Genomic DNA, 25,972 nt, shown 5'->3' with positions numbered 1-25,972 from the left:
GTCAGGCCGGAACCGCCAGCGCCCCGCCTTTCACCTGCTCCGCCGCATGCGCCGCCGCGCGGGCCGTCAGCGCCATGTAGGTCAGCGACGGGTTCTGGCACGCACTGGAGGCCATCGCTGCGCCGTCCGTAACGTAGAGATTCGCGATATCGTGCGCCCGGTTGTGCGCGTCGAGCACCGAAGTGCGCGGATCGCGGCCCATGCGCGCGCCGCCCATCTCGTGAACCGCACCGCCGCCGGAGCCGACCTCCGCCGATTCCGAGAGGATGTCGGCGTCCATCAGCCCGATCATCGCCTTGGCCTCTTCCAGAGCATGGCTCACCAGCCTACGCTCATTGTCGCCATAGGCGAAATCGATGCGGGTCTGCGGCATGCCGAGGCTGTCCACCTTGCCATGGTCGATCGTGACGCGGTTGTGCGCCTGCGGCAGGCATTCGGCAAAGGCGCCCAGCAGCATCGTCCAGTCACCCGGACGGCTGGTCGCCGCCTTGAGGCCGCCGCCGATACCGGGCGTGCCGATACCGTCCGCCCAGCCCCGCCGCGTCGCGCTGCCCTGATAGGAATAGCCGCGCAGCATCTCGCGGTCCTGCCCGTCGAGATTGACGAAGCGCGGGATGACGATCGCCACCGGGCGGTTGCCATAATAAGCATGCCCCTCGAAGCCGCGAATGCGCGCGACGACCGACATCGCCAGCGCATGGTCCATGAAATAGCGTCCCAAAGTGCCGCTCGAATTGGCGAGGCCGTGCGGATTGGCGTCGTCGGCGGAGCGCAGCAGGACGCTGATCGAATTGACGCTGCCCGCGCACAGGAACACCACGTTGGCACGGTAAATCGTGCGGGCGCGGGTCTCCGCATCAATCACGCGCACGCCGCTGATACGCTTGTTCACGGGATCGTATTCGAGGCTGTCGACCACCGTGTCAGTCACCAGCGTCAGCCGCCCGGTGGCGCGCGCGGCGGGGAGCGTCGAACTCTGCGTGCTGAAATAGGCCCCGTAGGAGCACCCGCGCGAACAGATGTTGCGATACTGGCAATGCGAACGTTCGCCCTTTGCCTCGGTCAGGTTGGAACTGCGGCCCATGATCAGTCGCCGCTCGGGCCAGCGTTCGGCGATCCGCTCCTTGAGCGCCGCCTCCACGACATTGAGTTCCATCGGCGGCTGGAACACACCGTCAGGCAACTGGTCCAGTCCCTCGCGCGATCCGGAAACGCCGATGAAGCCTTCGACGTGATCGTACCACGGCGCGATGTCGGCATAGCGGATCGGCCAGTCGGTGCCGTGCCCGTCCCGCGCGTTGGCGCCCCAGTCGAGGTCGCCCCAGCGGTAGCACTGGCGCCCCCATACCAGCGAGCGGCCGCCCAACTGATAGGCGCGGCGCCACTGGAAAGGGTCCGTTGCGGTGGTTTGGTACGGGTTCTCACGGTCGTTGACGAAATGGTCGCGCGACCATTCGGTGAAACCCATGCCCTTGCTCTGCACTGCGTAGTCGCTGGCGTTGAGTTGCGGGTCGCCGAAGCCGCGGAACGGCAGTTCCCATGGCGGCGTCGTCTCGTTGGTGTAGCCCGACTGGTGCTCGATCATGCGGCCGCGTTCGAGCATGAGGACGTTGAGGCCGCGCTCGGTCAGTTCCTTGGCCGCCCAGCCCCCGGTGATCCCGGAGCCTATGACGATGGCATCGAATGCTCCGCTCATTATCCGGCGATCTTCTTCTTGATGGAGTTGGCGGAATAGTCGTTCGACAGCGGCCTGAAGGCAGGCGTCACCGGCACGTCGCGGTCGTAGCGACCGGGAGCGATCTCGTAATCGAGCTGGCCGCTCGCCCCGGCCTCGGAGGTGTAGTAGGCCATCAGGATCAGTGCCTTGGCCGTGAACCAGGGGCTCGGAAATGCGATCGGCGCGGCGAAGACCTTGCGATCGTACTCGCCCAGGATCGCGGCCTGCCGTGCCTGTGACTGGTCCATGAAGCCGCCTGTGGCAAAAAGCCCCGGCACTTCGCCGTCCAGCGCCTGGGCCAGGCGGGCAAGGGTATCGCGCGGCGTGCCCATGAGCCCGGCATCGACCGCGCGCAAAACGAATTCAACATTGCCCTGGTTTCCGGCTCCGGATGTCTCCCCTTGGGGAATCACCAGTCCCAGCAGAACGCCCACCATCGCGCCCTGCTCGACGCCCTCCGCAACCTCTCCGGAGCATGCCGCCGCACCTCCCAGCAGCGCCGCGCAGCCCAGCGCTTCCATCGCCAGAAGTCCTGCACGCAGCGCAGAACGGCGATTTTGAGGCCGCCCCGCAAGATGCGACAAGACATCGTTCGATAGCTGCATTATACCTCCTGCACCCTCACGCCACCCCCGGCAGGGTCGCTTACGGGGCGCCACTCGATCTCGATAATTCAGTCATAAACTAAATTCTCATTCACGCCAATTCAGAATTCACTTTCCGCTTGAGCTGGCATGAACGCAGTGCCATCGACGGAATATCCGGTGCCCGGCGCCAGGCACGGGAGAGACGATTGGCGTCGCAACAAGAAAGGGGAACCGGACAATGGACATCGGCACAAGAGTGCGCCTCTCGCTGATGATGTTTCTTCAGTATTTCGTCTGGGGTGCGTGGTGGGTGCCGTTCGGCAGCTACCTCATGCATGCCGGACTGGGTTCATGGATCGGCACGATGTTTTCCGCGCAAGGCTGGGCCGCGATCCTGTCGCCGCTGTTCGTCGGGGCGATCGCGGATCGCTACTTCTCGGCGCAGAAAGTCGTCGGCGTGCTGCATCTCGCGGGCGGCGGCGCGCTGCTCGCGCTGTCGCTTGCGGGGAGCGACCCGGGCCTCGTCTTCGCGCTGACGCTCGGCGTGCTGCTGGCCTACATGCCCACCCTAGCCCTGTCGAACGCGATCGCCTTCGCCGCGATGACTGACACCGCGAAGGAGTTTCCCGCGATCCGCGTGCTGGGCACCATCGGCTGGATCGTGGCGGGCCTGCTCGTCGGCTGGCTGGGTGCGGAGGAGACCGCGCTACCCCTGCGCATGGCGGCCGGGGTTTCGGTGCTCTACGGCCTCTATGCCTTCACGCTGCCCGCCACTCCTCCGGCCGCCAGCTCGAAGCGCGTGGGCCTTGCCGGACTGCTGGGTCTGGACGCGATCAAGGGCGGCGACCGCTCGTTCTGGGCGCTGATCGGCTGCTCGCTGCTGCTGATGATCCCGCTGAGCTTCTACTACGCCTATGCCAACCCGTTCCTGGTCGGCGTGGGCGTCGGCGCGGCGGCGGGGGTGCAGACGATCGGGCAGGTTTCCGAAGTCGGCTTCCTGCTGCTGCTGCCGCTGTTCCTGCGCTGGTTCGGGATGAAGACGGTGCTGCTCGTCGGCATGCTGGCATGGACCGCACGCTATGCGCTGTTCGCCTTCGGCTTCGACGCGGGCGGCCCGCATATGCCGATGCTGCTGGTCGCGCTGGCGCTGCACGGCGTGTGCTTCGACTTCTTCCTCGTCGCCGGACAGATCTGGGTGGACCAGCGCTTCCCGACCGAGACGCGGGGCCGCGCGCAGTCGTTCCTGGCGCTCGTCACCTGGGGTGTCGGCTCGATCATCGGCAGCCTGCTGGCGAACGCCGTCTACGTCGCGCACAGCGGCGGCACGAACGGGCACGAGGTCGACTGGACCGGCTTCTGGCTGATCCCCTCGGCACTGGCCGCCGTGGTCGCGGTGGTGTTCGCGCTGTCCTTCAGGGACAGCGCGAAGCGGGCCGGGAACTGAGCGTATCGGGGCGATCCCGCAAGGATCGCCCCGATACGGCCATTAACCTGCGAGGGCTTCGGTCAGCCCGCTCGACTTGTCGTCCGCCAGCGCCAGTTCGCGCAAAGTGCGGATGCCTGCCGCATCCCGGGGAGCGCGGGCGTGTTCGGCAACGATGCGCTGGAAGTTCCCGAGGCCGCGCTCGAAGGTATCGCCGTAGCCCTTGATCAGCCGCTGGCAGAGCACCAGTTCCAGCGCCAGTTCGCGGTCCTTGGCTGCCTCGGTGCGCACCAGTTCCAGCCAGTGCTCGATGCGCTCCTGCTCCTCGATGTAGCGCAGCGAGCGCGGGCGGATCGACCGCATCGCCGCAACGGTGCGCAGCGCCAGGAACCAGCGCAAGCCGGTCGTCTCGACATGGCGCCCTTCGGTGAAGAAGCGGCCGAGCAGCTTCGTCAGGCCCTTGCTGGCGAGGATGCGGCGGCCGATCCCGGCGGGCAGCGTCTCGCAGACTTCCTGCAGGCGCGGGTGCATGAATTCGGTGATCGAAAGGATCTGCTCGTCGCCCGCCTTCACTTCGCCGCGTACGCGGGTGATGCGGCTGGCGCGCGTCTTGAGGTCGGCGACGCGAATGGTGTCTTCATAACCCATCCACAGCGCCAGATGGCGCGCGGTCTCGGCGGTCAGTTCGAACGGCGCGGCATCGAGCGCGGCGACGGATTCGAGGCGATCCAGGTAGAGCGCGGCATAGGCGCCGTCCTGCCAGTCCATCAGCTTGGCGACGCCGTGCAGGGCGTTGGCCTGCGCGGGCGGGGGCAGGTTCGCGGCGATGCGCGCGGCGAGCGCGCGGCCCTGCTCGGTGGTCGGCACGGGGAGGTCGTGCGTGATCTCATCCGGCCTGGCAACGGGCTGCTGGGCGCGGTCGAAGCCTTCCTGGAAGCCCTTGAGGTTGCTCTTCACGGCGATGCCGCTGTGCTCGATCGCGGCGCGATAGGTGTCGGCCGCGAAGGGCAAGCCGCCGCTGCCCGCCAGCGCGCCGAACATGATCGCGCTGATGACGCTGCCCGAACGGTCAGTCGCGGCGTCCATGTCGAAGCCGATGAAGCGCTTCGAGCGCTGGTACGCCGCCTCGATGATCTTTTCGCCGTTGCCGCGGCCGTCGCCCATCGCCTGCTTCTCACCGATGGCGTAGATGCGGTGGGTGGAGCCGATCAGCGTCGTGCGCCCCGCGGTGGAGAACCCGCGCAGCAGTGCGCGACCGGTTTCCATGAGTTCGGAGGCGACAACCACGTCCACGTCGCCCGGCATCGGCATCTGCGCCATCACCGGCAGGCGGCCCGATCCGTCGGGCTTCGCCAGTTCGACGTAGTACACGGTCGAGCCGGTGCGCTGCGCCACGCCGGGGACCGAAGTGCCCTGCGCCAGCCAGCCCTCGGCGCGGGCGACTTCCTGAATCCAGTCGGCCAGCACGCCGCCGCCCTGTCCGCCGAGGGCGAGGATGGCGATGGTGATGCGGTTTTCGTTGGCGATCGTCATGGTGGTGTCTCTCACTCTCTTGCTTCATCCTCCCTGTCGCGAAGCGATGGGGAGGTGGCAGCCCGTCAGGGCTGACGGAGGGGACGGGCTGGGTTCCGCCCCCTCCACCACCGACTGCGTCGGCGGTCCCCCTCCCCATTGCTGCGCAACGGGGAGGAATGGCTTCAGAACGCCCGCGCCGCGCGGGCCTTGTCGGCGCCGGCCTGCCAGCGGGCCATGATCGCGCCGCTGACTTTCGCCTTGAAGCGTTCGAACTTGCCCGGATTGGCGACGATCTGCGCGCGGTAGAAGCTGGGGCACAGCACCGCCGCATGGCTCACCTCGCCGCACAGGCCGCAGCCCACGCAGGAATTCTCGACATGTGCCACCGGGTCCTGCCGCAGCGGGTCCGGGTTGGGCTTGATCGTCAGCGACGGGCAGCCCGACAGGCGGATGCAGCTGTGATCGCCGGTGCAGGTGTCGCTGTCGACGCCGAAGCGTTCGCGCACCACGCGCTCGCCCGCCTTCAGCTTCGCCGAAGTCGCCTTCTTCTCGCGCCGCTGCTTGTTGAGCATGCATTCGGACTGCGCGACGATGACCTTGGGGCCTTTCTCCTCGGTCGTCAGCGCTTCGCGCAGCATCGAGGTCATGCCCTTGAGGTCATAAGTGCGATGCGTCTCGCGCACCCACTTCGCGCCGACACCGCGCACCGCCTTGGTGATCGGGTTCTTGGTCACGCGATTGGCGTTTTCGGCGCGCGACGACAGGATATCCTGACCGCCGGTGGCCGCCGAATAGCCGTTGTCGATGATCATCGTGACGGTGTCGTCCTTGTTGAACACCGCATTGCCGACGCCCGAGGTCAGGCCGTTGTGCCAGAAGCCCCCGTCGCCCATGATCGCGATCGACCGCTTTGACCCCTCACCTTCCTTGGGCTTGAACGCCGAGGCACCCGCCGCGCCGAGGCCATAGCCCATCGTCGTGTTGCCGATGTTGAACGGCGGCAGGATCGAGAACAGGTGGCAGCCGATGTCCGCCGAGACATGGGTGGGGCCAAGCTCGCGCTCCACCAGCTTCATCGCGGTAAAGATCGGGCGCTCCGGACAGCCGGTGCAGAAGCCCGCCGGGCGCTGCGGGATTTCCTTGGCCACGGGTGCGGGCAGCGGGTTGGCCGCTTCCAGTTGCGGGGCCAGCGCGGGCGCATAGGCTTCGAGGAATTTCGCCAGGCCCTTGCGGATCACGTCGGCGGTGTACTCGCCCGAGCGCGGCAGCATGTCCTTGCCGACGATCCGGGTGTCCAGCTCCGCGCGGCGGATCAGCGTGTTGAGTTCGTGCTCAATGAACTCGGGCTGGCCTTCCTCCAGGATCATCACTGCGCGCTTGCCCTTGCAGAACGCGGCGACTTCCTCGGGGATGATCGGATAGACGACGTTGAGGCAGTAGATCGGCAGCTTGCTGACACCATAGGAGTCCGCCAGCCCGATCAGTTCCATCGCGCGGTTGAGGTTGTTGTAGAGGCCGCCCTGCACGATCAGGCCGATGCCTTCTTCGCTTTCCTCAGGCCCGAACCACTCGTTCAGCTTGTTGTCGCGGACATAGGCGATGCCTGCGGGCCAGCGCTTCTCGATCTTCTCGACTTCGTGAAGGAAGTTCGCAGGGGGCAGCACGATGCGGTCGGTATCGCGCACCGGGCTGGCGGCCGCCTCGCCCACCGTCAGCGGCGGGCGCACGTTGTCCTTCGCCACGAACGAACCGGTCATGTGGCAGGACCGCACGCGCAGCTGCAGCATGACCGGCGTGTTCGAGGCTTCGGAGAGGCGGAAGCCCTGCTCCACCGAGTCGACGATGCTGGGCAGGTTGGGGCGCGGATCGATCAGCCACATCTGCGACTTCATCGCGAAGGCATGCGTGCGCTCCTGCATGATCGAGGAGCCTTCGCCGTAGTCCTCGCCCACGATCACCAGCGCGCCGCCGGTAACGCCGCCCGACGAGACGTTGGACAGCGCGTCCGACGCCACGTTGGTCCCCACCACCGATTTCCACGCGACCGCGCCGCGTAAGGGGTAGTTGACCGAGGCCGCCAGCATCGCCGCCGCGGTGGCTTCCGAGGCGCTCGCCTCGAAATGGACGCCGAGGCTTTCGAGCAAGTCGTTGGCATCGGCGAAGACGTCCATCAGGTGGCTGATCGGCGAGCCCTGATAGCCTCCGACATAGGCCACGCCCGACTGCAGCAGCCCCTTGGTGACCGCCAGGATGCCCTCGCCGGTGAAGACCTCGCCCTCACCCGCGGTGAGCTTGAGGACTTCCTTCTTGAATGAACGCTCCGCCACTTGCCCTTACTCCGAAACGAGCGCGAGGACGCGCAGCGGGCTGCCCGAACCGCCCAGGATCTTGAGCGGCGAGGCGATCACGATCGCGCCGGTGGCGGGCAGCCTGTCGAGGTTTTCAAGGCACTGCAGGCCGTACTTGCCCGCGCCGTGGAGCAGCGTGTGCGCCGGGTACATCGGCTCAAGCAGATGCGCCTGGCCTGCATCGGTGCCGATCGTCTCGACGCCGAAGCCCAGCGCGTCACGGTCGAGGATGTACTGGATCGCGGAGGCGTCTGGCCCCGGGGTGTGGGCGCCGTCTTCCTTGCGGTTGGTGTAGGCGTCGACGTCCAGCTTCGACCAGTCGGTGCGGAACAGCACCCAGGCGCCGGCGGGAATGGCGCCGTGCTCGGCTTCCCAGACCTTGATGTGCTCGGCCGTCAGGAGGAAGTCCGGGTTCGCGGCGCATTCGGCCGAGAAATCGAGTACCACGGCGGGCGCGACCAGCTTCTGCGGCGGCACCTTGTCGATGGTGTTGTCCGGCAGGTCCTTGCCCGAGACCCAGTGGACCGGCGCGTCGAAGTGCGTGCCGGTGTGCTCGCCCACCGTGAAGTTGTTCCAGTGCCATGCGACGCCGCGCTCGTCGTAGCGCGAGATTTCCTCGCGCGAGAAGGCAGCGGTCTGGCCGAACGGTTCGGGCAGCACCAGCAGCGGGGTGTCTTCGGAGAGGGTCTGGGTCAGATCGACGACGGTGATGTCACCGGCCGTCAGCGCATGGGCGAGAGAAGCGAGAACGTCTGTCATGGACTTGGGCCTCCTGTTGGACCATTACGGCGAAGAGTATCGGATTAAGTTGCATATGCAACTAAAATGTCATGCCGGGCGCTTATCGCCCTTGGAGCCTAGGATGAGCGAGGATTTGCGCCCTTTCGGTAACCCTGGATCGGAGGATTTCCGCCTCGACGCCTACCCGTTCTATCTGCTGAACCGGGCCGCGAGCCGGTACAACGTGGTCATCGAGTCGGGCCTGCGCGGGATCGGGATCGACATTCCGACGTGGCGCGTGCTGATGATTCTCGGCGAGCACGAGCCGCTGGCGATCGGGCAGGTGGCGAAGTCGGCGGTCATCAACCTCTCCACCATGATGCGCATCGTGGAGCGCATGACCAAGGCGGGGCTGATCGAGACGGCGCCCAGCGAATCGGACGGCCGCGTGACCGAGATCCGCATGACGGCCGAGGGGCGCGTGAAACTGGGCGAAGCGCGCGAGGTGACCGCGCCGCTCTACGAGCAGATCATCCGGGGGTTCTCTGCCACGGACTTTTCGAAGATGCTGGATCTGCTGGGGCGGCTCTACGACAATCTGGATTGAGAGCACACGCCCCGAAACAGACGGGAAGCCTTGGTCTATTCGGTGTCGTCGACGGAGAAGAAGCGCTGGATGACGTCGCGGGCCAGACGCGCCGGGCGCATCGTGGAGGCATCGAGGCAGCACCAGCTCGAGCGGACTTCCGCCAGCACTTCCTCGCCGCGACGGATCACGGTCTCGTAGAATGCGCGGGCGCCCTGCACTTTTTCCAGAAGCACCGTCGCGATGACGTCGTCTTCGAGGAAGGCGGGCTTGCGATAGGTGATCTCATGCTTGATCGCGACCCACAGGTGGCCGGCGATCGCGTCTGCGGGGGCCAGAGCGCGCCAGTGATCGGTCACCGCCGCCTGCACCCATTTCAGGTAGCTGGCATTGTTGACATGACCCATGAAGTCGATGTCGTCCGGATCGATGCCGATCGGAAAGCGATGGGGAATTGCCTGGTTCACGTATACGTCAATAGCACCTTGCGAGCGATCCCGGAAGCCGGGCTTGCACTTGCGCCACGGCTTCCGGTCTTCATCCGGGCCTATCGTGTGGGGATTCAGAATCCTGCGGCCTTAAGCTCTTTCGCCGCCTCGTAGAAGCGCGCCTGAAACGTGGGCTTTTCCATCAGGCGCTCGCCGATGATCATGCCGTAGGTCTGGCCGGCGACGACATCGGATCGGAAATGACGCCCGCAAACCACGCGGCCATTTGCGTAACCGGCAGCGCGGGCCATGATCGCGGGAGCCTTGGCAGGGGACAGGCGCGCAAGGATCGAAGCCATCGAGAACACCATCGTGGCATGGCCGCTGGGATAGCCAAAGTCCGGGTTCTCGAGATTTCCGCAAGGATGCAAGGTGGCATCGGAGACCCACGGACGATCCCGATGGAAATGCGCCTTGCCCCGCTCGACCGCTGCCTGCTCTTCCGCACGCACTGTCGCGAACAACGCGCGGGTCGCGGGAAGCCGGTCCAGGGAGAAGCCCGGCCCCATCGCCGCTGCGAAGACGCTGACGTCCTTGATCTTGCCCTCTGCCGCAGCATTCTCGGCCTCGGCGGTGCTCCGCGTTCGTTCGAAGCGGTGGAGTTGCTCCAATTCGGACCGACCTTGCGTGCTGTCCATTGCCGGAGGCGGGGGCAGCAGCAGCGAAGGATCGACGTCCCCGGGCGTCAGCAGCAAGGGCTGCTGCGGCCCTTCCTTGGCCGCGACCAGAGCGATCGCAGCCAGGGTGAGAAGCATTGCCTTGCGCATCAGAAGCGCACCGTGATGTCGCCCATGATCTGGCGGCCGGGCTGGAAGTAGACCTGATCCTGCGAGGTGTTCAGGCTCGTGGACGTAGGGCCGGTCCCCGAGAGGCCGATGTCGGTGTACTTGGTGGAGTCGAACAGGTCGGTCACCGTCACGCCGAAGCGCAGGTTGCGCCAGTCGTAGCTCGCGGAAAGAATGGTGGTGTTGTACGGCGCGATGCGAACCTGCCGGTTCACCTTGTTGAGCCCGCCGCCGATGCTCGATTCATCGATCGCGTACTGAACGCCGGTCCACTTGTCGATGATCGAGAAGCGGATCGGGCCGGACTTGAAGATGGCGCCGGCTGCCGCCGTTCCCTTGGGCGCATTGGCAACCTGGATGTGCGTGGTCTTCTCTTGCGCGGAATTGAGCGAGCCGTTTGCGAACACGGCAAGTCCGTGGCCGATCACCAGCGTCGCCTGCCCTTCGAGGCCCTTGTAGATCACGCCGCCCTGATTGTAGAACGCCGAGGTCGTTCCGCCGGTGCCGTCGGATACGGTGCGGCTGCCGATCTTGTTGTTGAAGTCGATGTAGTAACCATCGAAATCGAGGCTCAGGCGCGAACCGTGATAGACGAAGCCGGCCTGGTAATTGGTCGAAGTCTGCGGCTGCAGGTTCGAAAGGTCGGGGCGCGCGATGTAGAGCGTGCTCAGGCCGGGGGCGAGGAAGCCCTGAGCATACTGGCCATAGACCGACAGGTTCGACAGCACCGAATAATTGATCGTCGCGTACGTCAGGTTCTTGCTGTTGGTCTGACTCAGGCGCTGCGCATAGCGGGTCTTCTGGTTGTAGAGCGCGTCGATCTTGCGCGTGAAATCGACATGCTTGAACCCGGGGGTGATCGTCAGGCCGGGCAGCGGGCGCAGTTCCAGTTCCGCGAATTCCTCAGCCTGATCGCCGGAGGAGTTCTGGTCGAACTTGACGTACTGCGGTGTCTTTGCGCCAGTGACCGGGTTGGTGACCGACTTCTCGATATAGTTGTAGCCGCCGGTGACGAGATCCACGTCAGTCTGCTGGCGGTACGTATCGTTATGCTCCAGCCACAGGCCTGCGGTCAGCGCACCGAAGCCGAAGTCGTACCTGATCTTGGCGATATCGCCCCAGACGCGGTACTTGTTGGTCTTGGTGTAGCCGGGAATGCCGGCGACCTTGGCGCCGCCCGGCGTCAGGACGACCTGGTTGGCGACGTTCAACTGGCTGTTCGGCACGCCGACGAGGTTCGTCGCGGTGTTGCCCGACAGCGTCTCGTTATCGTAGGAATAGGTATAGGCCGTATTCGTGAACGTGGAGTTCGGCGCGAAATTCGCGTCGAGCTTGACGATTTCGAAGTCGGTCGTCTTCGAGGTCGAGTTGTACTTCCAGTAGCTCTGGCTGTTCGGATCGTTGTTCAGGCTGTGATTGCGTCCGTACAGGCGCACCTGATCCAGCGTCGAGCCATCGCTGTCCGGCTGGTTGAAGTGGTTCTTGTTGTAGGTCGAGAGCAGCGTCAGCTTCACGTCAGGGCCGACCGGGATCACGACTTTGCCGAAGAGGTTCTTCTGGTTGTAGCCGCTATAGGTCAGCGCGCCGTCGGTCTTGGTGTACTGGCCCGAGAACACCGCTTCGGTGCCGCCGAGCTTTTCGATCGCGCCGGTCTGGATAAGCCCGCGCAGGAGGTAGGTGTTGAAGGTGCCGTAACTGCCCTTCATTTCCACGCCGGGATCGGCACGCGTCTCGCGCGAGAACATGTTCATGTTGCCGCCGAACGTGGCGATGCCAAGCTGGCTGGCGTTACCCGGACCGCGATCGACCACCAGGGTCTCGACGGTGTTGGACGGGAAGAACGTGTTGGAGTGATGGCTGGGATCGTTGGTATCGCCGAACGGCACGCCATCGTAGGTGATGTTGAATTCACCGTCCTTGAAGCCGCGCATGCGCGACTTGGACTCGTTGAGGCCGACGCCGTTGGTGCCGCCGCTGTTGCTCACCGAAGGCGAGATCAGCGCGATCTGGTTGAAATCGACGCTGGCGGGAAGCGAATCCTCGATGAACGAGCGCGACACGATCGAGGCCGGTTGCGTCTGCTTGAGCGACGCGGTGACAGGCGCGATCTCGTTTGCCTTGGTCGCGGTCACCAGAATGGCGGAACCCTCGGCGATGCCGTCGCCGCCATCTGCCGCAGGCGCCTCGTCGGCCCAGGCAGCCTGGGTGGAAAGGGCGATGGCGAGAGCGGCAATGGATGTAAGGCGGCTAGCGCGCAGGCACAAATTCCGGGCTTTCATGAGTGCATTCCCTGAGTGGTGTGATCTTGTGGCCGTGCCGCTAGAGGCCACGCGTGACAGTTCAGGGTAGTGACCGCCGCCAACCTTGCACCGATGCAATGTTGCATAATTATAATTTTTCGCGGCTTGCCGGAGGCCGAGTCAGATCGCTTGCGGCAAGGCCTCGCCGGGAATTCTCACCCGCACTTCCAGGCCCGGCATCGCGTCCGCCAGGTCGAGGCTGCCTTTGTGAAAGCGGGCGATGGCGCTCGCGATCGCCAGACCCAGTCCGCTGCCCTTGGACGGGGAAACCGCGAGGCCGCGCTCGAACGGCTGCGTAACGCGCGCGAATTCGTCTTCCGGCAAGCCGGGGCCGTCGTCGCGCACCGTGATCGTCGCGCCGTCCCCGACGCTTTCGAGCGAGATCGTGACGTTGGTTCCCGTGGGAGTGTGCGTGACCGCATTCTCAAGCAGGTTCACCAGCAACTGATTCAGAAGGTCCGGATCGCCGTCGATGGCGACCTCCTCCAGGCTCTCCACCCGAAGCGATCCGCCGCGATCGGTGATCACCGGCTCCATCGTATCCGCAATGTCCCTGATCAGCGGGCGCAGCGCGATTCGTCCCATGACCGTGGGATGCTGCCCGGTCTCGATCTCGGCCAGGCGCAGCAGCGCGTCGAAGATATTGATGATGGAGCCGCACTCACGTTCCGCCCTGTCCAGCAATGAGGGGAAGGCCGATTGGTCGTCGCGCGATGCCTTTTCGAGGAGGCTGCGCAGGCGCATCAGGGGTGTGCGCAGGTCATGCGCCAGATTGCTGGAAAACAACTGCTGCGCGCGGACCAGCTCCGCCATGTGATCCAGCATCTGGTTGAGACTTTGCGCCTGCACCGCGAACATGCCGTCAAGCCGCTCCATCGGAATACGGCGGGACAAGTCGCCTGCGGCGATGGCGGCGGCGGTATCCTGCGTTTCCGAAAGCCGCCGGGCCGTCAACTTTGCGACCAGCAATGTCGCCGAGACGCCGAGCACCAGCGCCACCAGCGAAATCGCGACGACCACCATGGGCAGGATCGCATGCAGCCCCCTGACCGCCTCCAGATGCTGGACGACCACGAACAGGCCCCCGGCATCGAGCCGCGTCGCCAGTGCCCTGCCCGCCTCCTTGTGATGCCCGCCCGCCGTATATTGCACCTCGGAGAAGCCCGATGGCGGCGGCACGATGTCCAGCCTTCCCGCCAGACGGCGCCCGTTGCGGTCGAACAGGACATACGTGCGTTCGCTGAAGACCTTGCGCTGGCTCCATTCGAGGATCTTGGCCTTCAGAATCGCTTCCTGCGCGGGATTGCCCCTGAGGTTCGAGACGTACTTGCGGGTATGGTATCGCAGCGATTCGTCGATCCGGTTCGATACTGAATTGTCGGCAAGACTGAACCCGACGATGCCGGTGACGATCATCGCCAGCGCAAAGGCGAGACCGACCTGGATCGCCAGTCGACCCAGCGTCGCCGGTCCACGCATGATCGAGTTCACGTGCAGCGCTCAGTGCGCAGCACATAGCCTGCACCGCGCTGCGTATCGATGGGATCGCAGCCGATTTCCTGCAGGGCCGTGCGCAACCGGCTCATGTTGCTTTCCACGATGTTGGTCGTGGTCGAAAACGAATAGGACCACACTGCCTCCAGCAGCATGGTGCGCGTGACGATGCGATCCGCGTTGTGCATGAGATGGGCCAGCAGGGAATATTGCTTGCGGTTCAGGATCATCGAACTTGCACCGTAGGATACGCTGTGGCTGGCGACGTCCAGCTTCAGTGCCCCGATCTGCAGGATCGCCTTCCCCGCTTGCGGGGTGCCGCGGCGGACGATCGCCTGAAGGCGGGCATCCAGTTCGTCCATGCTGAACGGCTTGGCAAGGTAGTCGTCCGCCCCGGCCTGCAGCCCCTCGATGCGATTCTTGACCGACCCCAACGCACTCAGCATGAGGATCGGCATCGCACCTCCCTTCGCGCGGACCTGATCGATCACCGAAAGGCCGTTTATATCGGGCAGCATGCGATCGAGCACCACCGCGTCATAGACGCCATCGGCGATCGCCCTGGCCGCATCCGCGCCGGTTACGGCCAGCCTGGCGGTGTGGCCGCCCAGCTTCAGCCCGGAAACGATATGATCTGCGATGAGGGGGTCGTCTTCTACGACTAGAACATGCACGGCGCTTTTCTCCTTGCGCCTGTTCCTCGGAAAACATGACAGGAAAATGACGATCTCCGCCTGTAAGCGGTTCTCGTGCAGGGCGTCGTTGGCTGCCCGAAGCGGAACGGGAAGATGAGGCCTGTCACTCAGACGCTCCGGTCATGCTGCCGATGGCCTTCAAAGCGCCTCATATTTCTCGGCCTGCCGTTGACGTCCCATGAAAATCTGCTGCAGATAGCGAGCGAAGGGGCACTTATGCGCATTGTCATCATCGACGACAGCGGGCTGCGCGCGACCGTGCTCGAGGAGGGGCTGCGCGACGCGGGATATGACGACATCCATATCGTTCCCCCGCGCGGCGCTTTCGTGGCGCGGCTGGAGCGCATGGCGCCCGACGTCGTGCTCATGGACCTCGGCAGCCCCAGCCGCGATACGCTGGAGGAAATGCTCACCGTAAGCCGGGCGCTGGCCCGGCCGATCGCGATGTTCGTCGACCAGTCGGACGAGGCGATGATCGGTGCCGCCATCGACGCGGGCGTCTCCGCCTATGTCGTCGATGGCTTGCGCAAGGAGCGGGTGAAGCCGGTGCTGGAACTGGCGGTGCGCCGTTTCAACGCCTTCTCGCGCATGCAGACCGAGCTTGAGGAGGCGCGCACCGCGCTTGCCGACCGCAAGGTGATCGACCGCGCCAAGTCGATCCTGATGAACCAGCGCGCCTTGTCCGAACAGGACGCCTATGCGCTCCTGCGCTCCACCGCGATGAACCAGGGCAAGAAGATCGCCGAGGTCGCGCAGGCGCTGATTACCGCCAGCGACCTGCTGGGAGGGGTATAATGACGACGAATCTTCGCATCGCCTTCCTGCCGCTCAACGACGTCGCGGTGCTCGCCGCCGCCCGCGAACGCGGCTTTGCCGAGGAGGAGGGCCTTGCGCTCGACCTCGTGCGCACGACGAGCTGGGCGACCTTGCGCGACCGGCTGGTCTACGGACAGGTGCAGGCCGCGCACATGCTGGCGCCGCTGGCGGTGGCGGTGACGCTGGGCCTGAGCCAGCAGCCCGCCGCACTGGCCGCGCCGTTCAAGCTGGGCGTCAACGGCAACATGCTGGTCATGGCGAAGGACTTCGCCGCCGCCCTCGCACCCGATCCCGCCGCGCGGCTGGCCGACCCGCTGGGCACCGCGCACGACTTCGCCGCTGCAATCGGGCTGTGGCGGCGCAAGCCGATCATCGGCGTCGTCCACCGCTTTTCCAGTCATGCGCTGATGCTCCGCTACTGGCTGGCCAGCGCGGGCATCGATCCCGACCGCGACGTGGTGCTGCGCGTGCTGCCTCCCTCGCTGACGGTCGAGGCGATCCATGCCGGCGAGATCGACGGTTTCATCGCGGGCGAGCCCTGGGGCAGCGCCGCGATCGAGTCCGGACGCGCGGAGGCGGTGGCGATCGGTCAGCGCATCTGGCAGCGCGGGGTGGAGAAAGTGCTGGCCTTCCGCGAACCATGGCTCGAGGAGAACCCCGAGATCACCGACCGCCTGCTGCGCGCGCTCGCCCGCGCCGCCGTCTGGTGCGACGAGCCGGACAACCGCGAGATACTGGCCGATATTCTCGCCGACCCGCGCTATGTCGGGCAGCCCTCCGACCTGATCCTGCGCACGTTGAGCGGCACGATCGTCCCCAGGGCGGGCGATGCGGCGGTGTCCTGCCCCGACTTCGTGCTGTTCTCCCGCGAGGCGACGCCGTTTCCGTGGCGCAGCCAGGCGCTGTGGATCTATTCGCAACTGGTGCGCTGGAACATGGTGGAGCCTTCCGCCGAAACCGAGGCGCAGGCGGCGGCGGTGTTCCGTCCCGACATCTACCGCCGTGCGCTTGCGGGCAGCGACCTGCCGATGCCGGGGGCGAGCATGAAGCTGGAAGGGGCGGTCGATGCGCCGCTCGGCGTGGGTTCGCGCAAGGGCGACCTGCTGCTGGGGCCTGACCGGTTCTTCGACGGCCGCGTGTTCGATCCTGAACGGATCGAGGACTACCTCGCCGGTTTTGCCCGTTAGGATTTTTGGGCAGCATTGAAAATGCGATGACGCTGAAAACGCGTGCAATTTTACGTCTTGCCAGATCTGCGAAATCGCGTGACTATATAGGCGTCTCGCGATGAAGCGCGACCACACCGGATAGGCTGTCCCAAAGACGGGACGCCATCCTCACCGAAATTCGCAGCAAAGCCGCTGACCGGGCTCACCGCAAGGGTGACGTCCGGCCTGCGGCTTTTTTCGTGTCCGCTTTCATGATTTATGGGGGACGTACCATGGCAACCGCATTCTTCCGACCTGACGAAGACAATGACGTGCTTGCGCCCGCGCAGAAGCCCGCCGTCGGCTTCTGGAAGGCCGGCCACACGCCGACTCTGATCGCAGCTTTCCTCTATTTCGACCTCGCCTTCATGGTCTGGGTCCTGCTCGGCCCGCTGGCGCCGGAGATTTCGAAGACTCTCGGGCTCACGCCCGCGCAGAAGGGCCTGATGGTGGCGCTTCCCACGCTGGCGGGCGCTCTCCTGCGCGTCGTCAACGGGCTGCTGGTCGATCGCATCGGGCCGAAGCGCTCGGGCGCGATCAATCAGGTCATCGTCATCACCGGGCTGTTCTTCGCCTGGTCGATGGGCGTCACCAGCTTTGGCGGGACGCTGGCGCTGGGCGTGATCCTGGGCTTTGCGGGGGCGAGCTTCGCGATCGCGCTGCCGCTCGCCAGCCGCTGGTATCCGGCCGAGCATCAAGGCAAGGCGATGGGCCTTGCGGGCATGGGCAATTCGGGCACCGTCTTCGCCGCGCTCTTCGCGCCGACGCTGGCCAAGATGTTCGGCTGGAACGCGGTGCTGGGCCTTGCCTGCATCCCGCTGACCGTGGTGCTATGCATCTATCTCGCGCTGGCGAAGGACGCACCGAACCAGCCCGCGCCGCGCAAGCTGGTGGACTATGCGGCGCTGCTCAAGCAGGCGGACGCATGGTGGCTGATGGCCTTCTACGCGGTGACTTTCGGCGGTTTCGTGGGGCTTGCCGCGTCGCTGCCGATCTACTTCACCGACCAGTTCGGCCTCAGCACCGTCGTCGCCGGATATTGCACGGCGGGCTGCGTCTTCGCCGGATCGCTGGTCCGTCCGATGGGCGGCGCGCTGGCCGACAAGATCGGCGGTGTGAAGGCGCTGATGATGGTCTACGCGGTGGCTGCGATCGCGCTTGTCGGCGTGTCTCAGGCGCCTAGCCTGATCGCGGCGCTCGGGCTGTTCGTGGTGGCGATGCTGGCGCTCGGCACCGGCAACGGTTCGGTGTTCCAGCTGGTCCCGCAGCGCTTCCAGGCCGAGATCGGCGTGATGACCGGCCTCGTCGGCATGGCGGGCGGTGTCGGCGGGTTCTACCTCGCCAGCTCGCTCGGCCTGGCCAAGCAGTTCACTGGCAGCTTCGCGCCGGGCTTCCTGATCTTTGCCGGCCTTGCGGTCGTGGCTCTCGCCTCGGTGGCGAGCGTCAAGGGCCGCTGGCGCGCGACCTGGAAAACCGGCGCGCGCATCTGAGCCGACAACCGGGGCGGCGGCACCCCAGCGCCGCCGCCCCACTTTCTTTCGTCCTGAGGGGGACGCTTTCACCATGAAAAACATAACAAAAGCGGCGGCCGTGCTGGTCGTCGGCGGGGTCGCTTGCGCGGGATCGGCGCAGGCCCAGGACATCACGGTCAAGCCGGTCGCCGAGGCGCGGGTGCGCTACGAGCATGTCGATCAGGACGGCATCGCCGCCAAGGCCGATGCGCTGACCGTGCGGGTGCGCGGCGGCGCGCAGGCCACCAGCGGGGCGCTGAGTGCCACCGTGGTCGCGCAGGGCAACCTCGCCGTGGTCGATCACTACTACGATGGCGTGAACGGCGCGGCCACGCGGCCCCTTGTGGCCGATCCGCAGAACATCGCGCTCTACATCGCGCAGTTGCAGTACAAGGCGAAAGGCGTGACGCTGACCGCCGGGCGCCAGAAGATCGCTCTGGACGACGAGCGCTTCGTCGGCAACGTCGCCTTCCGCGACAATGCGCAGACCTTCGACGCGGTGAGGGCCGAGGTCACCCCGGTCAAGGGCCTGAAACTGGACGTTTCCTACGCCTGGAGCGTGCGCACGATCTGGGGCATCGACGGCAACGCCGCGCGCCAGCAGGCGGTGGGCGGGGACAATCTGCTCGCCAACCTCTCGTGGGAGACACCGCTTGGGGTGCTGACCGGGTTCGCCTACCTCGTCGATCAGGATGAGGCGGCGGTGCAGGCGTTTCGCCTCTCCAGCCAGACATATGGTGCCCGTTTCGCGGGGACTCATGCGTTCGGCAAGGCGGTGAAACTGGCGTATCAGGCGAGTTACGCGCGCCAGTCGGACTGGCACCGCAATCCCAGCGACTACAGCGCCGAATACTGGCTGGCCGACGCGACGCTCGACGTGAAGGGTTGGAAGGCCAATGCCGGTTACGAAGTGCTTGGCTCCGACAAGGGCGCGACGCTGACCAGCTTCCAGACGCCGCTGGGCACCAACTTCAAGTTCCAGGGCTGGGCGGACAAGTTCCTGACCACCCCCGCGAACGGCGTGCGCGATCTCTATGTCGGCGGCGGGTATGGCACGAAGCAGATCGGCGCGTTTTCCGCCGTCACCCTGCAGGCGACCTGGCATCGCTTCGACAGCGACCGGCTGGACCAGCACTACGGCAACGAAATCAATCTCCTGGCCTCGGCAAAGCTGCGCAAGACGACGATCGCGCTGCGCTATGCCCACTATGACGCGAAGACCCTCGCGACCGACACCGACAAGGTCTGGGTCCAGTTCGACTGGGCGATTTGACAGGTTCGTTACGGAATCGCTTGAGCCTTCGGGCGATTCCATTTATGTTGCAGTGCAAAGGGCAGCGTTGTCCTTCCTACATCGCCGAAATGTCCCACTGACGGGGCACTTAGGCACCGAATGATGGCAAGGCCGCCATCCTGACTTCCGGTTTCGAACCGGGGGTCTGGATGGCGGCCTTTTCTCGTTTTCAACTCCCTTTCCCATGACATTGCCGGAGTTTCGAACATGGACTTTCAGGACGGGATCGAACCCAATTCCGACTATGACGACGCGCCGATCGTGCCGAGCGACGATGTGCGCGAGCATCTGGTCGTCGTCGGCAACGGCATGGCGGGCTGCCGCGCGGTCGAGGAACTGCTGGCGCGCGATGCGGACCGCTACCGCGTGACCATCTTCGGCGCCGAACCGCATGTGAACTACAACCGCATCATGCTTTCGCCGGTGCTGGCGGGTGAGAAGACCTTCGACCAGATCGTCATCAACACCCGCGAGTGGTACGACGAGAACGGCATCGACCTCATCACCGCCGATCCCGTCACCGCGATCGACCGCGCGGCGAAAACCGTGACTTCGCGCTCGGGCCGCACGGTGCATTACGACCGCCTGCTGATCGCGACCGGCTCCGATCCGTTCATCATTCCGGTGCCCGGCAAGGATCTGCCCGGCGTGATCTCGTTCCGCGACATGAACGACGTCGATACGATGCTGGCGGCTGCCGAGGCCGGAAAAGCGCAAGGTGGCGGCTCGGCCGTGGTCATCGGCGGCGGCCTGCTGGGGCTGGAGGCGGCGCATGGTCTGACCCTGCGCGGCATGAAGGTCACCGTCATCCACCTCATGTCCACGCTGATGGAGCGCCAGCTGGACGAGGCCGCGGGCTGGCTGCTCAAGTCCGCGCTGGAAGGTCGCGGCCAGTCCATCCTGACGGGCGCCGACACCGCCGAGATCTACGGCGAGGGCAAGGTCGAGGGCGTGCGCCTCAAGGACGGGCGCGAGATTCCGGCCAGCCTTGTCGTCATGGCCGTGGGCATCCGTCCCGCCACCGCGCTGGCGCGCGAGGCGGGGCTGGACGTCGGGCGCGGCATCAAGGTCGACGACCACATGGTCACCAGCGACCCCTCGGTGCTCGCGGTCGGCGAATGCGTGGAGCATGACGGCAACGTCTACGGCCTCGTCGCGCCGCTGTGGGACATGTGCCGCAGCCTCGCCGACGGGCTGACCGACCGGCACACCGGCTATCGCGGCTCGGTCACCTCGACCAAGCTGAAGGTCGCCGGGCTCGACGTGTTCTCCGCCGGCGACTTCTCGGGCGGCGAGGGATGCGAGGACATCGTGCTGCGCGATGCCGCGCGCGGGGTCTACAAGCGCGTCGTGGTGAAGGACGACAAGGTCGTCGGCGCCGTACTCTACGGCGATACGGCGGACGGCGGTTGGTACTTCGACCTGCTGAAGAAGGGCGAGGACGTTTCCGAAGTCCGCGACCTGCTGATCTTCGGCCAGGCCTTCGCCTCGGGAGGAGGCGCGCTGGACCCTAAGGCGGCCGTTGCGGCGCTCTCGGACGATGCCGAGATCTGCGGCTGCAACGGCGTCTCCAAGGGCCAGGTCGTCGGTTGCATCGAGGCGGGTGCCTGCAGCCTCGACGCCGTGCGCGCCACCTGCAAGGCTTCGGCCAGCTGCGGGCAGTGCACCGGCCTTGTCGAGAGCCTGCTGGCGCTGACGCTGGGCGAAGAGGTCGAGGCAGGGCCGAAGACCTTGTGCAAGTGCACCAGCTTCACGCACGACGACGTGCGCCGCGAGATCGTGGCGCAGGACATGCGCTCGATCCCCGAAGTGATGCAGAAGCTGCACTGGGCGACGCCGGATGGCTGTTCGTCCTGCCGCCCGGCGCTCAACTACTACCTGCTCTGCGCGCTGCCCGGCGAATACGTGGACGACCAGCAGAGCCGCTTCGTCAACGAGCGTATGCACGCCAACATCCAGAAGGACGGCACCTATTCGGTGGTCCCGCGCATGTGGGGCGGCCTCACCAACCCGCGCGAGTTGCGCGCGATCGCCGACGTGGTCGAGAAGTACGATGCGCCGATGGTGAAGGTGACCGGTGGCCAGCGCCTCGACATCTTCGGCATCAAGAAGGAGGATTTGCCCGCCGTCTGGGCCGATCTCAACGCCGCCGGGATGGTCTCGGGCCATGCCTACGGCAAGTCCCTGCGCACGGTGAAGACCTGCGTGGGTTCGGAATGGTGCCGCTTCGGCACGCAGGATTCGACCGGCCTCGGCGTCAAGACCGAGCGGATGACCTGGGGCAGCTGGATGCCGCACAAGTTCAAGATCGCGGTTTCCGGCTGCCCGCGCAACTGCGCCGAGGCGACGATCAAGGACTTTGGAATCGTTTGCGTGGATTCCGGCTACGAACTGAGCGTGGGCGGCAACGGCGGCATCAAGGTGCGCGCCACCGACTTCCTGTGCAAGGTCGCGACCGAGGAGGAAGCGCTCGAATATTGCGCCGCCTTCATCCAGGTCTACCGCGAGGAAGCGCGCTATCTGGAACGCACCGCACCGTGGATCGAGCGCGTCGGCGTCGACTACGTGAAGTCCCGCGTGGTCGAGGACGAGGCGGGCCGCAAGGCGCTCGCCGCGCGGTTCCTCTATTCGCAGAGCTTCAGCCAGGACGATCCGTGGGCCGAACGCGCCTCGGGCGATCGCGCCGACCTGCACCAGCACCTCCAACCTCTTGCTCTCGAAGCAGCGGAGTGAACGCCATGACCGACTGGATCGATATCGGAACCCTGAGCGACATCCCCCAGCGCGGCGCGCGCACCGTGCGGTTCGAGGGGGAGCCGGAGATCGCCGTCTTCCGCACCGGCGACGACAAGGTCTTCGCGCTCGTCAACGAATGCCCGCACAAGAAGGGGCCGCTCAGCCAGGGCATCGTCCATGGCCACGCGGTCGCCTGTCCGCTGCACAACTGGAACATCGCGCTGGCGAGCGGCGAGGCGCAAGGGGCGGACAGCGGCTGCACCCCGACCATTGCCGTGCGTGAGGAGAACGGTCGCATCCTGCTGGCGCGTCCCGAAGTGATGAGGGACGCGGCCTGATGCGCGAGGCGGTCCGCACGACCTGCGCCTATTGCGGCGTCGGCTGCGGCATCTCGGCCACCCCCACGGGTGCGCGCGAGGTGACGATCCGGGGGGACGAGGCACACCCGGCGAATGCGGGGCGCCTCTGCTCCAAGGGTACGCATCTGGGCGAGACGGTCGGGCTGAGCGGCCGCCTTCTCCACCCGATGATCGGCGACAAGCGCGTACGCTGGGACAAGGCGCTGGACCTCGTCGCCAAGCGCTTTCGCGACACCATCGCCCGCCATGGCCCGGACAGCGTGGCGTTCTATGTTTCCGGCCAGCTGCTGACCGAGGACTATTACGTCGCCAACAAGCTGATGAAGGGCTTCATCGGTTCGGCCAACATCGACACCAATTCGCGCCTGTGCATGTCGAGCGCGGTCGCCGGCCACACCCGCGCCTTCGGCGAGGACGTGGTGCCCGCCGGCTACGAGGATCTGGACAAGGCCGACCTCGTCGTGCTGGTCGGTTCGAACACGGCATGGTGCCATCCGATCGTCTACCAGCGCATCCAGGCGGCGCGTGCAGAGCGGGGCACGAAGCTGATCGTCATCGACCCGCGCCGCACAGAAACCTGCGAAGGCGCCGACCTGCACCTGCCGCTGCGCCCCGGCAGCGACGTGGCGCTGATGAACGGGCTGCTGGCATGGCTCGCCGAGCAGGGCATGGTCGACAAGGCGTTCATGGCTGCCCACGTCGATGCGCCCGAGGGTTTCTGGGAGCACCTTGCGACCGGCCATGACGTGTGGACCACGGCGCAGACCTGTGACCTCGATCCCGCGCTGCTGCTGCAGTTCTACGAGATGTTTGCCGCGAACCCGCGCACGGTCACGATGTTCAGCCAGGGGATCAACCAGTCGATCCGCGGCACCGACCAGGTCAACGCGATCATCAACCTGCATCTTGCGACGGGGCGGATCGGCCAGCCGGGCGCGGCGCCGTTCTCGATCACCGGGCAGCCCAATGCGATGGGCGGGCGCGAGGTCGGCGGGCTCGCCTCGACGCTGGCTGCGCACATGGACTTCGCGGCCGAGAACGTCGCGCGCGTCGGCCGCTTCTGGGCCGCGCCGACGATGGCGACGAAGCCGGGTCTCAAAGCAGTGGACCTGTTCCGCGCGATCGGCGAGGGGCGGATCAAGGCGCTGTGGGTCATGGCGACCAACCCCGCCGTCTCGCTGCCCGACGCGGGCAACGTGCGTGCGGCGCTGGAGAAATGCCCCTTCGTCGTCGTCTCCGACGTCATCGCGAACACGGACACCACCGCCTATGCCCATGTGCGCCTCCCCGCCGCCGCATGGGGGGAGAAGGACGGCACCGTCACCAATTCGGAGCGCACCATCAGCCGCCAGCGTCCGTTCATGGCGCTGCCCGGGGAGGCGAAGCCGGACTGGTGGATCGTCAAGGAAGTGGGCCGCCGGATGGGCTGGGGGAGCGCCTTCGCCTATGATACTCCCGCCGACATCTGGCGCGAACATGCGCGCCTCACGGGCTATCAGAATGATGGCGCGCGCGTCCTGAACCTCGCCGCCCACGCCGCGATCGGCAACCTTGCCTATGACGCGATGGAGCCGTTCCGCTGGGGTGGTACACCGTTCGCCGACGGTCGCTTCCCGACGCCGAGCGGACGCGCGCGGATGGTCAAGGTCGGACAGATGGACCTTCAGGCACCGCTCGCCGACTGGCCGTTGACGCTCAACACCGGGCGCTACCGCGACCAGTGGCACACGATGACGCGCACCGGCCTCGCCCCCAAGCTGGCGCGCCACCGCGAGGAGCCGCTGGTCGAGGTCCATCCCGCCGACGCCCTCGCGCTGGACCTCACGGACGGCGATCTCGCCCGCGTCTCGACCCCGCAGGGCAACAGCACCTTCCGCGTGCAGCTCAGCGACGGGCAACGCCCGGGCGAGATCTTCACGCCGATCCACTGGACCGACCAGATCTCCACCGGCGGCCGCACCGGCCTGCTGCCGCGCCCGCTGGTCGATCCGCACTCCGGCCAGCCCGGCTTCAAGTCCACCCCCGCCGCGCTCGCCAAAGTCGAGACCGAATGGAAGGGCTTCCTCATCCTGCGCGGCGATGAACCCGCCCGCGTGCCCTGCCTGTGGGCGACGCGCGTGGCGGTGCCCGGCGGCGCGCTCTACGAGATCGCGGGCAATGGCGATGCCGCGCGCATCGAAGCCTGCCTGCCCAAAGGCGAGCGCATCGAGGCCATCGACCATACCCGAGGCTCGCGCCGCATCGCGGTGATCGTCGAGGGGCGTCTGGCGGGCGTGCTGTTCGTCACCCGCACCGGCCTGCTGCCTTCGCGCGACTGGCTGATCGGGCAACTCGCGGCGGGCGACGTGGGCGCCACCGTGCTCGCCGCGCGCGGCCCCGGCAGCCAGCCGGACAAGGGCGCGACCGTCTGCGTCTGCTTCGACATCGGCCTCAACCAGATCGTCGCCGCCATCCGCGAGCAGGCGCTGGTGGACGTTCCCGCCATCGGCAGGGCGCTGGGCGCGGGCACCAACTGCGGGTCGTGCCGCCCTGCCCTCGCCAAAATTCTTGCACAGACCAATACGGCACAGGCCAACGAGGAGGTTCTCGATGCAGCCGAATGAACTGATCGCCCCCGGTGAAGTCTGGCTGGTCGGCGCCGGGCCGGGCGACCCGGATCTATTGACCCGCAAGGCGGAAAAGCTGATCGCGGCGGCCGACGTCGTTTTCCACGACGCGCTCGTCGGCCCCGGCGTGCTCGATCTCATCCCTGCCCGCACGGACCGCGTCAGCGTGGGCAAGCGCTCGGGCCGCCACTCCCGCGATCAGCAGAGCATCGATGAGATGCTCGTCGCAGCCGCGCTTGCCGGTAAGCGCGTGGTGCGGCTCAAGGGCGGCGACCCGGCCATGTTCGCCCGTGCGACCGAAGAGATGACAGCCTTGCGCAAGGTCGGCGTGCGGGTGCGCATCTGTCCGGGCATCACCGCCGCCAGCGCCGTTGCGGCATCGGCCGGGCTGTCGCTGTCCCTACGCGGCATCGCCCGTCGGGTGCAGTTCGTCACGGCCCATAGCCGCAACGGGCAGGCACTCGATCTGGACTGGCCGGCGCTCGCCGATCCCGCCTGCACGCTGGCCGTCTACATGGGCCGGGAAGCGGCACCGGAACTGAGCATGGCGCTCATCGCCGCCGGTCTGCCGGGCTCCACGCCTGCCCTGATCACCTGCGACGCGTCGCTGCCGCAGGAGCAGCAATTGCGCACCCGGCTGGACCTGCTGCCGCTGGTGGCCCAGGCCTTTGCCGAGGACCGCCCCACTCTGATCCTGATCGGAGAGGCCGTCGCGCAGGCCGACGGCACGGTGCCCGTCGGTTCGGCGGTGGCAATGCCCCTGCGCATCGCGGTAGGGGAGTAG

Annotated in this window: 20 protein-coding genes; 10 read left to right on the top strand and 10 right to left on the bottom strand. The window is 66.2% G+C overall.

Annotated elements, in window-relative coordinates; translation table 11 throughout:
• Window position 1 precedes the first annotated feature (1 nt).
• Both BES08_RS18845 and BES08_RS18840 read right to left on the bottom strand, forming a co-directional pair.
• Entirely contained in the window at window positions 2–1,696 is a 1,695-nt protein-coding gene (locus BES08_RS18845) for an FAD-dependent oxidoreductase (RefSeq protein WP_036525163.1), read from the bottom strand.
• A complete protein-coding gene (locus tag BES08_RS18840; protein ID WP_081798965.1) occupies window positions 1,696–2,322 on the bottom strand; it encodes a gluconate 2-dehydrogenase subunit 3 family protein in 627 nt (208 codons plus the stop codon). The genes BES08_RS18845 and BES08_RS18840 overlap by 1 nt, the downstream gene beginning before the upstream one ends.
• Window positions 2,323–2,542: 220 nt before the next feature.
• Here BES08_RS18840 and BES08_RS18835 point away from each other — a divergent pair, with 220 nt between their 5' ends.
• Window positions 2,543–3,748 (top strand): MFS transporter, encoded by a 1,206-nt coding sequence (locus BES08_RS18835; RefSeq protein WP_036525164.1) that lies wholly within the window; start codon window positions 2,543–2,545, stop codon window positions 3,746–3,748.
• Between the two features lie 42 nt (window positions 3,749–3,790).
• Here BES08_RS18835 and BES08_RS18830 read toward each other — a convergent pair whose 3' ends face one another.
• The 3 genes from BES08_RS18830 to BES08_RS18820 all read right to left on the bottom strand — a co-directional run bounded on the left by BES08_RS18830 (window position 3,791) and on the right by BES08_RS18820 (window position 8,349).
• Window positions 3,791–5,260: an indolepyruvate oxidoreductase subunit beta family protein gene (locus tag BES08_RS18830; protein ID WP_069709363.1), complete on the bottom strand. Its 1,470-nt coding sequence runs from the start codon at window positions 5,258–5,260 to the stop codon at window positions 3,791–3,793.
• A gap of 164 nt (window positions 5,261–5,424) precedes the next feature.
• Window positions 5,425–7,569: a ferredoxin family protein gene (locus BES08_RS18825; RefSeq protein ID WP_036525166.1), complete on the bottom strand. Its 2,145-nt coding sequence runs from the start codon at window positions 7,567–7,569 to the stop codon at window positions 5,425–5,427.
• Between the two features lie 6 nt (window positions 7,570–7,575).
• Window positions 7,576–8,349 carry a cyclase family protein gene (locus BES08_RS18820; RefSeq protein ID WP_036525167.1) on the bottom strand — a complete coding sequence of 258 codons (774 nt, stop codon included), beginning with the start codon at window positions 8,347–8,349 and terminating at the stop codon, window positions 7,576–7,578.
• A 103-nt stretch (window positions 8,350–8,452) separates the two neighbouring features.
• Here BES08_RS18820 and BES08_RS18815 point away from each other — a divergent pair, with 103 nt between their 5' ends.
• Window positions 8,453–8,917: a MarR family winged helix-turn-helix transcriptional regulator gene (locus tag BES08_RS18815; protein WP_008828462.1), complete on the top strand. Its 465-nt coding sequence runs from the start codon at window positions 8,453–8,455 to the stop codon at window positions 8,915–8,917.
• A gap of 35 nt (window positions 8,918–8,952) precedes the next feature.
• Here the strand turns inward: BES08_RS18815 and BES08_RS18810 are convergent, their stop codons facing one another.
• The 5 genes from BES08_RS18810 to BES08_RS18790 all read right to left on the bottom strand — a co-directional run bounded on the left by BES08_RS18810 (window position 8,953) and on the right by BES08_RS18790 (window position 14,637).
• Window positions 8,953–9,363 carry an acyl-CoA thioesterase gene (locus BES08_RS18810; RefSeq protein WP_036525169.1) on the bottom strand — a complete coding sequence of 137 codons (411 nt, stop codon included), beginning with the start codon at window positions 9,361–9,363 and terminating at the stop codon, window positions 8,953–8,955.
• Window positions 9,364–9,458: 95 nt separating this feature from the next.
• Window positions 9,459–10,139 carry a phosphatase PAP2 family protein gene (locus tag BES08_RS31950; RefSeq protein ID WP_231958273.1) on the bottom strand — a complete coding sequence of 227 codons (681 nt, stop codon included), beginning with the start codon at window positions 10,137–10,139 and terminating at the stop codon, window positions 9,459–9,461.
• Window positions 10,140–10,150: 11 nt separating this feature from the next.
• Entirely contained in the window at window positions 10,151–12,448 is a 2,298-nt protein-coding gene (locus tag BES08_RS18800) for a TonB-dependent receptor (RefSeq protein ID WP_069709362.1), read from the bottom strand.
• 141 nt (window positions 12,449–12,589) lie between these two features.
• Window positions 12,590–13,960, bottom strand: a complete 1,371-nt coding sequence (locus BES08_RS18795) for a sensor histidine kinase (protein ID WP_197524481.1) — start codon at window positions 13,958–13,960, stop codon at window positions 12,590–12,592.
• Entirely contained in the window at window positions 13,957–14,637 is a 681-nt protein-coding gene (locus tag BES08_RS18790; RefSeq protein ID WP_008828467.1) for a response regulator transcription factor, read from the bottom strand. Before BES08_RS18790 ends, BES08_RS18795 begins: the two co-directional genes overlap by 4 nt.
• Window positions 14,638–14,874: 237 nt before the next feature.
• Here BES08_RS18790 and BES08_RS18785 point away from each other — a divergent pair, with 237 nt between their 5' ends.
• The 8 genes from BES08_RS18785 (at window position 14,875) to cobA (ending at window position 25,972) form a co-directional block, all read left to right on the top strand.
• Window positions 14,875–15,453, top strand: coding sequence for an ANTAR domain-containing response regulator (locus BES08_RS18785; RefSeq protein ID WP_008828468.1), 579 nt, complete (start codon window positions 14,875–14,877; stop codon window positions 15,451–15,453).
• Window positions 15,453–16,661: an ABC transporter substrate-binding protein gene (locus tag BES08_RS18780; protein ID WP_036525173.1), complete on the top strand. Its 1,209-nt coding sequence runs from the start codon at window positions 15,453–15,455 to the stop codon at window positions 16,659–16,661. Before BES08_RS18785 ends, BES08_RS18780 begins: the two co-directional genes overlap by 1 nt.
• Window positions 16,662–16,915: 254 nt before the next feature.
• The gene (locus tag BES08_RS18775) at window positions 16,916–18,172 is read left to right on the top strand and encodes a nitrate/nitrite transporter (RefSeq protein ID WP_036525175.1); all 1,257 of its coding nucleotides are present in this window, start codon (window positions 16,916–16,918) and stop codon (window positions 18,170–18,172) included.
• A 73-nt stretch (window positions 18,173–18,245) separates the two neighbouring features.
• Window positions 18,246–19,466, top strand: a complete 1,221-nt coding sequence (locus tag BES08_RS18770; RefSeq protein WP_036525176.1) for a hypothetical protein — start codon at window positions 18,246–18,248, stop codon at window positions 19,464–19,466.
• Between the two features lie 228 nt (window positions 19,467–19,694).
• Window positions 19,695–22,220: a nitrite reductase large subunit NirB gene (nirB, locus tag BES08_RS18765; protein WP_036525178.1), complete on the top strand. Its 2,526-nt coding sequence runs from the start codon at window positions 19,695–19,697 to the stop codon at window positions 22,218–22,220.
• Window positions 22,221–22,225: 5 nt separating this feature from the next.
• Window positions 22,226–22,561 (top strand): nitrite reductase small subunit NirD, encoded by a 336-nt coding sequence (nirD, locus tag BES08_RS18760; RefSeq protein ID WP_008830579.1) that lies wholly within the window; start codon window positions 22,226–22,228, stop codon window positions 22,559–22,561.
• A complete protein-coding gene (locus BES08_RS18755; protein ID WP_036525180.1) occupies window positions 22,561–25,185 on the top strand; it encodes a nitrate reductase in 2,625 nt (874 codons plus the stop codon). Before nirD ends, BES08_RS18755 begins: the two co-directional genes overlap by 1 nt.
• Entirely contained in the window at window positions 25,172–25,972 is an 801-nt protein-coding gene (gene cobA, locus BES08_RS18750; RefSeq protein WP_069709361.1) for a uroporphyrinogen-III C-methyltransferase, read from the top strand. The genes BES08_RS18755 and cobA overlap by 14 nt, the downstream gene beginning before the upstream one ends.

It is taken from the genome of Novosphingobium resinovorum (assembly GCF_001742225.1).
In the GTDB taxonomy this organism is placed as follows: domain Bacteria; phylum Pseudomonadota; class Alphaproteobacteria; order Sphingomonadales; family Sphingomonadaceae; genus Novosphingobium; species Novosphingobium resinovorum_A.
The sequence above is the reverse complement of the archived record's forward strand: the minus strand, read 5'-3'. Positions and strand labels throughout refer to the sequence as shown.